This window comes from Pirellulales bacterium, from assembly GCA_036490175.1.
In the GTDB taxonomy this organism is placed as follows: domain Bacteria; phylum Planctomycetota; class Planctomycetia; order Pirellulales; family JACPPG01; genus JACPPG01.
In genome coordinates, this window is the sequence record DASXEJ010000369.1 from 1 (window position 1) to 13,943 (window position 13,943).

Sequence of the window (13,943 nt, forward strand, 5' to 3'; positions counted from 1 at the left end):
CGGCTGGTGTACTCAATTACCAACATGGCCTTCTTACTGATTCAAATGGTCGGCACAATGATGCTGGGGTCGCTCACCGTGGCCACGCTCACGGCAGATTCCCCGTATGCCATCAGCTACGAGTCGGCGGTCTGTCTTACGGCAATCGTGGCCGGTGCGTATACGTTTTACGGTGGACTGAAGGCTGACATCTTCAACGACGTCGTTCAAAGCGTGCTGCTACTCGTCGGCAGCGGCTTGCTCGCCGTGCTCGCGATCTGGCACACGAATGTCGGCGGGCTCACGGGCCTGCTCGAAAAACAGCCGGAAAAATTCCATGTCTTTTTCGAGGCCAGCCACCCCGAGCTTCCTTGGAGCGGCGTTCTGAGTGGTCTGATGGTCCTGCATTTATATTATTGGGGCACCAATCAGTTCATCGCGCAACGGACGCTCGGCGCCCGCAGTGACTGGGATGCCCGCATGGGCACGATCACAGCCGGCTTTTTTAAGCTACTGATTCCGTTCTTGTGCATCGTACCCGGCATGGCAGCCGGCTACATTCTGGCGATTGACCCGGCCACCGAAAGCGATACCGCCTTTGCAGGGTTGACCCGCACGCTGTTGCCGCCTGGATACGGCCTGGTGGGAGTAGTTATGGCGGGCCTCGTGGCAGGCATCCTCTCAACAATCGATTCGATGATGAACTCCACAGCCACCTTGTTCACGTTCGACATCTACAAGAAATACGTTCGCCCCGACGCGTCGGAAATGCGGCTGATCTGGGTGGGCCGCATCGCAATGATGCTGATGGTCGCGGCCGCGATCGGCCTGTCGCTGTACTTCGGGAAAACCAAAGGCGGCATCTTCAATCGCATGGCCGATTACAACGCCTACCTGGTGCCGGGTGTAATCGTGGCCTATGTCGCTGGCATCCTGCAGCCATTCGTGACCCGCACCGCCTCGTTTGTGTGCATTCTCGCGGGTCCGTTCTTGTCGATCTTTTTTGAGCAAAGTGCGCGTTACGGGTTTGATCATCAACTGCAAGCCTTTCACCGCGCTGCCCTGGCCACAGTGGGGTGCTATGCATTGTTGCTAGTCGTGAGCCTGGCGACGCAACATCAACGTGACCACGAGCGCGAACAGTACACGTGGTCGCGATTCAGACGCGAGCGGCCCATCGACGATGACGCCCGCCGCCTCTGGTGGCAGAACGACAAATTGTGGGCCGGCGTGCTCATTGCCTGCACGCTCGGCATGTGCTGGTTCTTCCGCTAGTGTCGCGCGCGCACGATCCTCGGATTCTTGCCAAGGTCGGCCCAATCGGAACAGTCCACCCGGCTGCCGTGATCCGCAGGGCGTGCATTTCCAGTACTTCGTTCCGACGGTCTCCGGCCCCGAGTCACGCCTGGCTTCAATCGGGTGCCAGTTCAGGTCGAAAAAAACTGTAGGTTCTCGGATTTTGCGCATCGCTCGTAGCACGATGGCAATGCGCTACGTCGCACTTTACGCCTACAAAGGGGTCGACGCTGCTGGCTTCGATGACACGTCGCCGCGTGACGCGCGACAGGATTTGGGTGGACGCCTTTGTTCTTCCGAGAGAGAACATCCATGCTGATATTCGTGCCGTGGCAGCCGTGCCGTCGCGACAAATTGTCCAGGTCATAATTCGTCTGTCAGCTTTCGATCGCTTTTTTGGGCAACGTATACTTCGCTTGGTGATCGTGTAGCAAGCCGTAACGAGATCGGCCCGCAGGCGCGAAAGCGTTTATTGCGGACGGAAAGAGGCCCGCACGGCACGGGAGGGTTCTGGAACTCGCCGAACGGCGGACCGGTCATTTCGCCGAGCAATCAGACGATGCAGCCCGCGAAAATGACGTGTTCGACAGGTTATCCCGGATAGCAAAGACGGTCCGCCAAAGTGGATTTCCGTTCCCCAGGTTGTTATGCTTGTGTGAGGAACCGGTGGCTATGCATACGCCTGCTGACATCTTCGCGCAGCATTTCCGGCGATTAATAATCGCCGCTCTTCTGGCGCTCGGCCTGCTGTCGAACGAGCCAGTACGGGTAATGGCACAAGGCGACGCGCCACGCAAGCCAGCGGCCAGCAATAAGAAGCCGGCTGTAGCCAAACCGGCCGCGCCCGCCGCACCGCGCGACGACCAGCCGGCCCCCGAGTTTTCACCCGAGCCGACTTTTGCTTCCGCCACGTCGCGCCCTTTCCTCACTGGTGACGAATGGCAGGACACACAACTCCGCTTTGAGCAATGGCTCTCGATCCAAACGCTTTACGACAACGACCAGGTCCAGCAGATGCGGACCAAATATGCGGCGCGCGCCAAGGCGACCTCGCCTGCGGATCGCAAGCAATTCATTCACGATGTCGACGCCAAGCTGCAGATCCTCTATAGCCCGCGAACCTTGGAACTCGAACGAAATTTCGCCGATCGATTGTCCGTGGCTGCTCCCGCCTACGCGAAGAAGACCAAGCAGCAACTGCCCGACGTGTTGGGATCGACTCCGGCGCAACTGCGGGAACGGCTGACTCGCATCGCGCTGAAGTATCAATCGGCGGCCGAGGTTTCGCAGGCCTTCGAGAAGACGCGGCAAGACCAGCTCAGTTCTCGCAAGGCAAATACAGAACTGCGCCGTTTCGAGCAGCAGGGCCGTCCTTCGGCCGGGCAGATCGCTTCTTCTTCGCCTGGCGGCAATCAACGATCTCGGAGTGGCTTTGCGCAAGCGCGCGATTATTACCCGCAAACGGGTAGTAGCATTACCTATTCCGTCATCCCGGCCATGCCGATGATGACCACCGGTGGTTGGGCCATGTTTGGCGGCGGCGTGGCGATCTCGATCCAACGCAATCGCTAATCGGCGGCGCTCTGCCGCTTTGATGGCGTCGAGGCGAATGTCTTTGCGCCTCAGAAATGAAGCGGCACGACCCGCTCCAACCCCAAGTCGGTGAGATCGTGGTCAGTCTGCCGTGACTGTCCAGAATTCAATTCCGCGCACGAAAAAGGGCCGTCAGGTGGGGCAGGAACCTGACGACCCCGCATGTCGCGCCGAAGCGCAACGGATCAAATGTAACCGAGAGAAACGCCAAGTCAATCGTCATGACAGCCGATTCTTGGCCGTGGCGACCACTATCGCGACCGAGGGCCGATGCAGTACAGCCATTCCTGCCGCGCGTCGCCAGTTCCATGTGCAACACGCATAAATATCTGGCCGCCGCAGAATACCGGGGTGGCGTAAACGTCTTCCCCCAATTTGTTTTCGCCAAGCAGTTGGAAGCTGTCAGGGCTGGCTTTGAATATGGACGTCTTGCCCTCCTGATCCGTCGCGAACAGCAGTTCGCCGACCAGCACGGGCGACGTGTTGAATGTGCCGCCCATTCGAGATTTCCACAGCTCTTCACCGGTGCTCGATTTCCAGCAATAAGCAATGCCGCCATCGGTAACGGTGTAGAGAAAGCCATTGTGAACGATCATCGACGGTACATATGTCTGTGTAGAGTTTTCCCAGACAACTTCGCCCGAACCGTCTGCCCGTACCGCAACGGTCAGTTTTTTGGGATAGCCGCCGCTGGCAAACACGAGTTGGCCGTCGCTGACGATCGAACCCACGCATTCCGTCGTAGAGCCCTCGATCTCCCACAGTTGCTTGCCGGTGAGGGGATCGAAGCTCGCGACGTGGTCGCAGCCGGCCAACAATAATTGGTCTCGTCCGCCGACCGACAAAACGACCGGCGAAGTGTAGTTCGGCTGCTTGGGCCGATCCTGTTTCCACAAGATTCTGCCGCTCTGGCGATCTAGTGCCGCCACGACCCCGCCAGCCTTGTTGTCGGTCGAGACAAGAACCATCGAACGATAAATCGCGGGGGACGAGCCAAACCCTTGATGCGTCACAAAGTCCGAAACTCTGATCTGCCACGCCTGCCGGCCGTCGAGGTCGAGCGCGGTGGTATACACGCCTCCGTCATGCACGAAATTGGCGAATACCCGCTCGCCATCGCAGGCGACCGTCGCCGAAGCTTGTGAGCTCTTCTTGTGGCCATGGTGATCCATGCCGGCGGAGTGGACGTCGACCTTCCACATCGTACGGCCGCTCGCGCGTTCGTAGCACAGTACGGATTGCACTTCCTGCGTTTCGTCGGCTGTGGCCAAGAAAATACGATCGCCACAAACAGTCGGCGAAGCGTGTCCGCGGCCGGGGACTTTCGCCTTCCATAGTACGTTTTCGTCGTCGCTCCACCGCAACGGAGGCTGTTCGTCTGCTGCGGCGACACCGTCGCGCGTGGGGCCACGCCACCACGGCCAGTTCGCCTGCACTGGCGCCACGCCAGCCGGCTTAAGTTCGACTGCGGACGTCTCCGCAAGTATGCCGCCCAGGCAGCAGACGATCACCATCGCCGCGATCACCCCTCGCTGGACCGCAATGGCATCGTGTCGCGCCGTGGGAACTCGATGATACGAAGGATTGGCATTCATGATTCGTCAGGCGCGAAAAGTTTAAGAGTGCGCTTGCCAGTGTGCCACGACGCCGAGGTCAAAAGTCTTCCTCGAATTCTCCTTCCGCCGCCTCGCCTAGATCGGCGTCATCGCCGTCGGCATTGTCGTCGAATTCGTCGATGTCTTGCTCGAACTCGTCGTCGAGTTCTTCCTCGAAGTCATCGTCAAAATCGTCGTCGAAATCGTCGTCGTCGATCTCCTCGTCCTCGGCTTCTCCGGCAGGTTCTTCTGGCAAGGCTTCGTCGGCGACGATCCAAGGTAATTCCCACTCCAGCGCGCGTGGCCCTACGAAGTGCTGCGGTCGTTCTTGGATTGGGGCGTACATGGTCATGGTGCCTGTAAGAGGAACAGTTAGTGCGGGCCGGCAAACTTCGCAGACGAAATCGTCGTCTGCCGACGCTGCTCTGATCGTCCGGAGGGAAACCAGGAAGGCTATACGTTCGTGCGCGCGAGAACAAGGGGCCAACGTCCCCTGGCCAGGACCAAACCTTGACCTGACAGTAAAAAACTAGAGCCTTCTCAGGTGGTTTGTCAAGCGCGCCATCGCCGCGATATTTCCCGCCGACCCAGTCCACACCATAGGCCGCCGCGACCCGTAATCTGGGGCTTCATTTTGTGCGGCAGTGTGGCACGGGACGAGGTCTGCGGAAGCAGCGCACCAGCGCCAGCACCGGCCAGGGGCACCAATCGCCCTGCTCCGTACGGACCGCTAAGGTCCACTAGATCGGACCGAAAAGACGGCGCTAGCCAGGCCCCCGCGAGACACAGGCGGGGCCGCCGCGATGCCGGCAGCCCCGCCTCAGCACGGGGGTGAGAAAGCCTAGCCGCACGCCCACCGGTCTAACGGCAGGCGGCATCGCAAACATAGGTCGAGGTCAAGGTCAGGTCAAATTTCGCGAGCAAAGAACTTCTTTCCACTGCGCAGGGAGTACATCCGGCGGCGCGCAGCTGCTCTTGCCACAACGTGCAACTGGCCAGTGAGAAACGCCCGCTCTATATTGGCGGGCGTCGTCCGCAGGTCAACCAAGCTGCCGACGACATACCACCAGCTGGGCGATTCGCGGGCCTTTTGTTCGCGCGGGCCTCGTTGATGCCGCCGGGAGCAAGCGCGCAATGTCGCAGAAGATCCATCTGAAAGAGTACATCCGGTCAATTCACGACTTTCCAAAGCCGGGAATCGTATTTCGCGACATCACGCCGCTTTTGGGCGACGCCACGGCCTTCGGTGAAACCATCCGGCAATTGGCCGATCATTACCAAGGCCAGGCCATCGATGTGGTGGCCGCAGCCGAGGCACGGGGCTTCATTTTCGCGGCGCCGCTGGCGATCGCACTCGGAGTCGGATTCGTGCCGGTGCGCAAGCCCGGCAAGTTGCCATTTTCGACGCACGCCTTTCACTACGAGTTGGAATATCGGAGCGATACCCTGGAGATCCACAGCGACGGCATCGCCCCTGGGCAACGCGTGCTGCTAGTCGACGATCTCTTGGCCACCGGCGGTACGATGGAAGCCTGCTGTCGCTTGATTGAACAGGCGGGGGGAACTGTGGCTGGCTGCGCGTTTGTGATTGAATTGCAGGAACTCGGCGGGGCCGCACGTTTCAAAGACTACAACGTCTTCAGCTTGATGACGTATTCGTAGCAGGGGTCTGCAGCGATTTGCGCTGACGAGCCAGCGCGCAGGCCAACGCCAAAATACCGCGTCGCGCCCCCTGGCGCCGATCATGCGACGTTAACGGTTGACGCCGATGAAGAAGCTGAACAGCTGCAGCCGGTCGCCCGGGGCATGATGGATGGGCGCCGCAAAGTCTAGTGCGATCGGCGCTGGCCCCATCGCCGGGATCGTGACACGCAAGCCCACGCCCGGAGAGATACGGAAATCTTGCCCGGTCATTTCGATATTTGGTTCGACGGTACCGAAGTCGCAGAACGTTACGCCGCGGAGCATGTCGTCACCCGTGATGGGGAACATGTATTCCACGGTATTGATGAATTCGAAGTGACCGCCGACTTGCACGTTCTCTTGCAAGGGCGAAGCCCCGCGAAAGTAAAAACCGCGCAATGTCGTGTAACCGCCGGCAAAGTAGTTTTCATAGATCGGCGTGTTCGAGCCGGTGAAACCGGTGGTGTTGCTCAGGGTCAGCGTGTGCCGGCCCGACGTGTCTGGTCGCTCGTGCAACAAGAAATGCTGCGAAACGTCGATCGTCGCCCGGGGGAACGTATAACTGCCAAAGGCCTGCTCCAGGCTCAGATTCAGGCGATGCCCTTGGGTGGGCAAAAACGAACTGTCGCGCGTGTCATGGATTACTTGCCATTGGCCAATGAACAGCGCGTTGTTACCCAACACCTGCTCCAACGGCGGAGGCGTGGGAATTGTTGGTGCGGAAATGTTCACGTTCTCGCCGCGGAACGAGACCACCGTGGACAAGTTCGGATCAAACAGGAACTGGTAGCCCAGGCTGACGCGGGCACCCAGGCGTCTTTCAGTCCAGTCCTGGTAGATACGCGTAAAGTAAGAACCGTTCAGCCCGAAGCTGATCGGCGTGTCGAACAAGTACGGATTGTGGAAGTTGATTGAGTATTGTTGATAGACCGTACCGGGAGATGCCTGGATGCGGAACTGCTGCCCCCCCCCGCGCCAGGCCGTGGCATTGCGAATGTCTTCCCAACTGGTCGGAAAACGCCGCCAGTCGAAGTTTTGCTCGTCCAACGTGATATTGCCGATCAAACCGGCATTGGAGTTCACGCCGACGCCCAACATCAATCGTCCGGTCTGCGTCTCGTTGGCCATGACCCTGAGGGGAATCTCACGAGCTGGCTCTTCTTCGAAGATCGACGCCGGACTCTCAGGCAAGCCCAGATCGCCCGGACCGTTGTATCCAATACCAGGACTGGCCACGGCGCCTCCGGGCGCGTTGTTCACAAGTGGCGGTACGGCCGGCGGTGGCGCTCCCGGTAGGGCCGACGGAGGCGGCAGTACGCTCTGACCATAAGCCGGCGGTGCGTATCCGCCGGGCGCCCCGTAGCCCCCCGCGGGTGCAGAGTTTGGTGGCTGCGCCGCAAAGCTGCCGGCGGGCGGGTAACCGTTCTGCGGATAGGTAGGCGGCGCGTACGAATTCGCAGGTGGCGGATACGATGTCGCTGGCTGACCGTATACCGGCGCAGCACCAGGTGCCGCATAGCCTCCCTGCACGCGTTGCTGGTATTGCGTCTGCAAAATGCCACCGCCGGAAACAGCGCTGCGGAAGTTGCCAATCGCTGCGTCGGGGTTTGTCCGGCCCAGCGGCTGCTGACCGAACGATGGAGCCGACGAGTTGTAGGCCCCCACGGGGGCACCGGCCATGCCGGGGCTTTGCGCCCGCACTACCGGCAGCGACCCGTCGCCGCCGAATCGTGGGCGCGCAACGGTCGTGAATTCGCGTCGAGGATTCAACGGCGGCGACGGATCCGGCACCAGTTCGATTTCGGCCGATTCTCGATCCTGCAGTTCAAAGTCGTGCGCGGCGAAACCCGGGTCAGATTCTGCAGTCGGCTCGGGCTCGGGGTCGGGACTCTGGCCGTTGAAGCCCATGCCATTCATGCCGCCACCGCCCATGCCTCCCATTCCGCCCATGCCATTCATGCCGCCCATGCTTGAAGAGCCCATGCCGCCGGGGCCCATGCCCCCTAAGCCTGGGCCAGGCTGAACGGGGCCGTTTCCGTTGCCGCCGCGTCGACCACCGGGTTTGCGCGCTACGGAAACGTCGTCGTCCTCTTCTCCGTCGTCCATACCCGGCCGCGCGAAAACAATCTTCGGAGCCAGACCCTGCTGGGGATTCGTGGCGAACATGGCGGACGCCTTGAGGCGCCGCTCGCTCTCGCGCAGTTTTCTGGTATTGGCGATGTCGCCCGTGCGGAGCGTCAGGCGGTTCAACACGGCCGTTCTTCGGGTGTGAGGATTGTCGCCGCCGATCTTGACGTCAATTCGTCCGACCCGATAGCGATCTCCTTCCTCGATCTTGTAAACCAGGTCGAGCTGGCCGGGCTGTTCGAGGAAGCGCGTCTCGGGCTGAACATCGGCGAAGATGTATCCGACCTCTCCGTACTTGTCCTGCACGCCAGAGATGTCCTTGGTCAGCTTCGACTGGTCAAAAAAGTCACCCCCCTTGAGCTTGAGATTCTTGGTCAACTGCTCGCTTTCGAGCCGTGAGTTGCCGATAACCGCAACGTTGTTGACGACGTAGCGCGGCCCTTCGTAGATGAAGAAGGTGAGTGTCATCCAACTCTGTTTCTCGTTGTAGATAAACTCGCGACCGACGCGGGCACGGAAGAAGCCTAGACCGCGGTAATAATCGGTCAGGCGCCGCACGTCCTCGTTGATGCGGTCGTAATCGACTTCACCCTTGATGAGCCAGAGAATCGGCTTCTTGCTTTGAATCTGGGTTTGCAGCCGATCATCCGGTGCAACGGTGTTCCCCACGAATTCCACAGCCCACACTTTTTGCTTCAGCCCCTCGTTGACCATCATTCTGACGCCGGTATCGCCCGGTTTGGTGCCCTCGATGATGGTCACGGACGCCTGCGAGTAGGCTTTGGAGTGCAAATACTCTTCGATCTTGGTACGAGCTTCTTCGACGGCATACGGATCGAGTGGATCGCCGACCTTTATGCCGGCCTTTTTGGCCAAGGTCTTCTCACTCTTGGAACTGCCGTAGATTCGCAGATGCCGAATCATCGGCCGTTCGACAAGATGGAAGATGATGACGATGCCGCCGGCCGGCGTGCGCTCGTAGCGCGGTTCAACGCTAATAAACTGGTGTGTCTTGGTAAGCCGCTTCACGTCGTCTTCAACGGTCGACTTATCGAGCGGGCGGCCGGGGCGCGTCTTGATGTGCGGCGATATTTTTTGCAGCCCAACCGCTTTGTTGCCTTCGACGCGAACTTCTGCAACTTCCGGAGTGCTGGATACCGGAGCCGCATCGGCGGGCGGAGGCCCTTGCGGTACTGGCCCAGCCGGAGGCGCGTAACCCGATGGAAAAGACTGGCCCGTGGGAGCCGTTGGGGCGATGCCTGGGGGAGCGGCGGCTGGAAATTGGGCGCGCACGCTCTGCCCAGCCAGTGCCAGCAATGCCCCAAGGCAAATTGCCAGCACGCGCGACAGCAGTGCAACGTCGAAGCGGCCGCCGACCATTAAAGGCGTATTCCGTGAACGGTTTTTGCGCGAGAAATGACGAGTTGACAGACGACCCCGGCCTGCACCATCACCGTCGCGATGAATTGCATCGCCGAAACGGCTTCCGCGCAGGGACTCTCAAGGGGTCCGAGAAGGGCCGAGTAGAAATACCGGAACCCTGCACCCGCCACAAGGCGGATTCCATTTACTACAGCTCGCCGAGAACCGCGCAAACAGCCGGGATTGTCATTCGCAGTTCCCTAATCTGCCGCCGCCCTGCTGGCATATGACTGCTATCGAGGATCAGACGCGCTGCGATGACGCGACTCGAAAGTCGGGGGCTTGCACCTAACGGAGATTTCAGCAACATCCGGCACAGGTTTTTGCTTGGCGCTAGAGAACTTCTCTGGCATTGGCCTCACGATTCGGCCGTTGCCAGGGCGCGTACGTCGCACGATTAGAAGGGACGAAACTGTTCGTCGTCGCGCAAATAGCCGGCCGTCGGGTTATCGAAACGCGTGTAGTCCTTGTGCCAATCGACCTTGATATCGCCAATCGGACCGTTGCGTTGCTTCGAGACGATGATGTCGGCCTTGCCCGCCACCCGTTCTCGGTCCTCGTCATTGTTCATGTAGTATTCATCTCGGTGGACGAACATCACCACGTCGGCATCCTGCTCGATGGCGCCGCTTTCGCGCAAATGGCTCAACCGCGGGCGATTATCCTTGGATGCTTCCGCTTGTCGATTCAACTGTGCCAGGCACAGCACGGGAATCTTCAACTCGCGGGCCAGTCCCTTTAACCGCCTTGCGATGCGCGCCACTTGCTCCTGCCGTGGGTCCTTCGAGTTGTCCGGCTCGATCAATTGCAGGTAATCGATAACGACAAGCCTTAGATTCTCGCGCCGTTTCAGACGCCGGGCCGTGGCCGCGATTTCGGTCATCGTACGGCTGGGGCTATCGTCGATGTATAGCGGCGCTTGACTCATTTCGGATGACGCTTCCGGGAGCTTCTTGCGCTCGGCAGCAGACAGCATGCCGTTGCGCAGCTTGTGCCCGTTGATGCGACCGTGCGAGCAGAGCATCCGCTCGACCAACTCCAAACGCGACATTTCCAGACTCACAAAAAGCGTGGTCTGCTTCTGGTCGACGGCGACGTTCGTAGCGATGTTCGTGGCCAGGGCCGTCTTGCCCATGCTCGGACGGCCGGCGATGATCACCAACTCCGAGGCATTCAGCCCGCCAGTCAGTGCGTCCAGTTCAGCGAAACCTGATTCAATGCCGCTCGACATGCCACCATGAGTCAAGCGCGCGTCGATGCGCGACAAGGCGGCGGTTAGTACTTCGCTGATCGGCGCCAGCTCCCCGATTCCCTTGTCTTCGAGGATGCGGAATATTTTCTCCTCTGCACCGGAGAGCATTTCCCGGGCGTCGAGATTCTGGTCGTAAGCATCGCGGAGAATATCCGTGCTGGCATGTATCAAGGCCCGCAATGTAGCCTTGTCGCGGACAATATTCGCATAGTACGAGGCGTTAGCAGCCGTCGGAACGGACTGCGCGATGTCGGCCAGATAGACAGCTTCGCCGACGGCCTCATAGTCGCCGCTCTGCTTGAGCCGTTCGACCAAGAGCGTGATGTCGACACGTTGGCCCGCCTCGTGCATCGCCAGCAGATGGCGAAACAGTATCTGATGAGCGTGCCCGTAAAAGTCCTGCGGGCGGACGAGCAGCGCCACGTCGTCGCACACGAAGGGGTCGAGCAGCACGCTGCCGAGGACGGCTTTTTCGGCCTCGATGCTCTGCGGTGGAAGTCGGTCGAGAATTTCGCTGCGGGCGGATTGGGTGCCGTTGCGTGAATCCATTTGCGTCGTGGCCATCGCGAGATCCTCCGTGCGCGGAACAAATCAAAGCGACGGTAATTCTACCAGTCAGCCGACCGGGCTTGATAGTCGCTGAGCTGAAAGAGCGCTAGCCGGCCGTCTCTGGCAATTCAAGCGCTGGGCAAATCCGAACCGATTCCCGGAAACAAGTTAATGGGGAACCGTCTACGGGCTTGCCGCCAGAAAGACGCTCTGGTGCGCACATTAAGAAACGCGACGGGAAAAAGATCTGGGTTGTGGCGAACCTAATGCGGCCAATCGGCGGCATCTGGCCAGCGACAATCCGCCGACGTCACTACGTGCCCATCGCCAGCAGCTATTGCTGAGGCTTGGGCGTGGCAACTTCATCGTCGGTCACCGTGGGCACGACCCACACCTTCAACTCAGACTCGATCTCGTGCCCAATATGAATGTTGACGGTGTAAAGTCCCAGTTCCTTGAGCGGGCCCGTGAGCCGCACTTGGTCGGAGGTGATGGCAAAGTCGTGCCGCTTCAGGGCGTTGGCGATGTCGGCCGCGCCGACCGAGCCGTACAGATGCCCTTCGTCGTTGGCATTGGCTTCGATCGTGATGCTCTGTTGCGCAAGCTGGTCCGCCAGAGTTCGCAGGCCGGCGAGCCGTGCATTTTGAATCGCTTGCAGTCGAGCCTTATGCTTGTCGACCATCCGCTTGTGATGCTCGGTGGCAACCGTGGCCAGCCCTTGCGGAAGCAGGTAATTCTTGGCGTAGCCCGGCTTCACTTCGACCACGTCCCCTTGCTTGCCCAGATGATCGACCGATTGGATCAACAGCAGCTCGATGCCGCCGTGGGGTCCCTTAGGAAGTTTGCCGCGCGGATGACGCTTCTTCTTTGTCGCGGCGGCTGGGGCAGCAGTCTTGGTGGCCATGGTCGATCTCGCTGTGGGCTAAGATAGCCGGGTTGCTTATGGTCGAAAGGGACTCATCTTAGCCAATTGTGGGCTGGCCGGCCAGCGGGAAGGTCAGCAGATTTCCAGCCAAAATCCAGCTGGGATTTATGGCGTTCGGCCCCGTCCCGGTCGTTGTGGCAACTCATCAGTTCGCAGTACAACGACTGGCGTGGTTCGCTGGTCGGGCTGATTCCAACGGACACTTGGTTCGCCGTCCTCGGGCGCCCAACTCCCGCGATGACGACCAAGGGGATTGCCGAACCGGGCCCAGAATTCGTTTTGCCAGTTAATGAGGCCCATTAGCCCACTTACGTCAGTCCTATGCTCCCCAGACAATCGGGTTTTCGGACAATAACTGACGTCACCTAGAACGGAATATCGTCCGCCGGGGGCGACCCGCTGCGGCCGCCGCCGCCGCCACCACTACTACTGCCGTAAACGTCGGCCGGTGGCCCGTACTCTGATTCGTCGTAGTTTGACGGGCCGCCACGGCTTCCTCCCGCTGCACCCCCGCGTGAGGCACCACGGCTTTCGCCCCCGCTGCCTCCGCCACCTGGGCCGCCACGACCGCCGAGCATCTGCATGCGCTCGCCGATCACCCGCAGCTTCGAACGCTTCTGTCCGTCGGTTTCCCAGGTATCAAGCTTCAACCGACCCTCGATCAATACCGAGGCACCCTTGGTGAGATACTCGCTGGCAACTTCCGCCGTTCGTGCCCACAACGTCACGTCGACAAAGGTGGTCTCTTCAATCCACTCCCCCTGCGCATTCTTGCGGCGGTCGTTAACCGCCAGGCCAATTTCTGTGACCGGCGTATTCGTGGGGGTGTAGCGCAGCTCGGGGTCGCGCGTCAGGTTACCGACCAAGATGACACGATTGAAGCTGGCCATGGAAACCGACCTCCTAGGATGGGACGACGCTTATTCGATATCTTCCAGCGCGTCGACGACCGTCTCTTCGACAACTGTTGCAGGGGCAGGGGCCGGGGCACGGCGGGCCTTGGCCGCGTCGGTGGCGCTCTGGGCATGGGCGACCAGGGCGTCCACGATGCGTGGATCGACCTTTAGCACCAACTCCCGCAGAATGCTCTCGTTGATGCGGCAATCGCGACGCATCGCGTCGAGTTGGCCGCTATCCAACTGAAAGTAGGCCAGCCAGTAGGTCCCCTTGCGTTGACCATTGATGGGATATGCCAAACGCCGTTCTTCCCACAAGCGGCTGGCCAGAATCGTCCCCTGATACTTCTCGACCATAGCGGCAATCTGCCCGGAAACACCGGCAGGATCGCGCGCGTAGCGATTGGAATCAAAGATGAACAACCCCTCGTATGCGTTGACTGCCAAAGGTCTTCTCCCGTTCGTAGCCAGTGAGTTCGATCGTTATACCGCAACCACCGGGCCCGTCCGGTGGTAATGTTCTCGACAATTTACTCGATGCTGTGTTCTCGACGCTGCGATGCCGCATGCGACGTCAATTGTACTCATTCATGGCGGCTTGCAGGCCGCGTCGGACCCAGGTCTCG

The 13,943-nt window shown here is 60.0% G+C and carries 10 protein-coding genes; 3 read left to right on the forward strand and 7 right to left on the reverse strand.

Translation table 11 applies throughout. From position 1 onward, the window contains the following. On the forward strand, positions 1–1,254 hold a 1,254-nt coding region (locus VGG64_28335), incomplete at its 5' end, for a hypothetical protein (protein ID HEY1603542.1). Between the two features lie 693 nt (positions 1,255–1,947). After that, complete coding sequence (locus tag VGG64_28340; GenBank protein HEY1603543.1) at positions 1,948–2,847, forward strand: hypothetical protein; 900 nt, start codon at positions 1,948–1,950, stop codon at positions 2,845–2,847. A 272-nt stretch (positions 2,848–3,119) separates the two neighbouring features. Here the strand turns inward: VGG64_28340 and VGG64_28345 are convergent, their stop codons facing one another. Together VGG64_28345 and VGG64_28350 are read right to left on the reverse strand one after the other, a co-directional pair. Beyond that, entirely contained in the window at positions 3,120–4,463 is a 1,344-nt protein-coding gene (locus VGG64_28345) for a PQQ-binding-like beta-propeller repeat protein (protein HEY1603544.1), read from the reverse strand. A 58-nt stretch (positions 4,464–4,521) separates the two neighbouring features. Next, complete coding sequence (locus VGG64_28350; GenBank protein ID HEY1603545.1) at positions 4,522–4,809, reverse strand: hypothetical protein; 288 nt, start codon at positions 4,807–4,809, stop codon at positions 4,522–4,524. A 788-nt stretch (positions 4,810–5,597) separates the two neighbouring features. Between VGG64_28350 and VGG64_28355 the strand changes: the two genes are divergently transcribed. Continuing rightward, positions 5,598–6,125 (forward strand): adenine phosphoribosyltransferase, encoded by a 528-nt coding sequence (locus VGG64_28355; protein HEY1603546.1) that lies wholly within the window; start codon positions 5,598–5,600, stop codon positions 6,123–6,125. 90 nt (positions 6,126–6,215) lie between these two features. Here VGG64_28355 and VGG64_28360 read toward each other — a convergent pair whose 3' ends face one another. From VGG64_28360 to rpsF, 5 genes are all read right to left on the reverse strand, one after another. Next, positions 6,216–9,653 (reverse strand): BamA/TamA family outer membrane protein, encoded by a 3,438-nt coding sequence (locus VGG64_28360; GenBank protein ID HEY1603547.1) that lies wholly within the window; start codon positions 9,651–9,653, stop codon positions 6,216–6,218. Between the two features lie 439 nt (positions 9,654–10,092). Further along, the gene (gene dnaB / locus VGG64_28365; protein HEY1603548.1) at positions 10,093–11,511 is read right to left on the reverse strand and encodes a replicative DNA helicase; all 1,419 of its coding nucleotides are present in this window, start codon (positions 11,509–11,511) and stop codon (positions 10,093–10,095) included. A 319-nt stretch (positions 11,512–11,830) separates the two neighbouring features. After that, positions 11,831–12,400: a 50S ribosomal protein L9 gene (gene rplI / locus VGG64_28370; GenBank protein HEY1603549.1), complete on the reverse strand. Its 570-nt coding sequence runs from the start codon at positions 12,398–12,400 to the stop codon at positions 11,831–11,833. A gap of 386 nt (positions 12,401–12,786) precedes the next feature. Beyond that, complete coding sequence (gene ssb, locus VGG64_28375) at positions 12,787–13,311, reverse strand: single-stranded DNA-binding protein (GenBank protein ID HEY1603550.1); 525 nt, start codon at positions 13,309–13,311, stop codon at positions 12,787–12,789. 30 nt (positions 13,312–13,341) lie between these two features. After that, positions 13,342–13,764, reverse strand: coding sequence for a 30S ribosomal protein S6 (gene rpsF, locus VGG64_28380; protein HEY1603551.1), 423 nt, complete (start codon positions 13,762–13,764; stop codon positions 13,342–13,344). Positions 13,765–13,943: the final 179 nt, after the last annotated feature.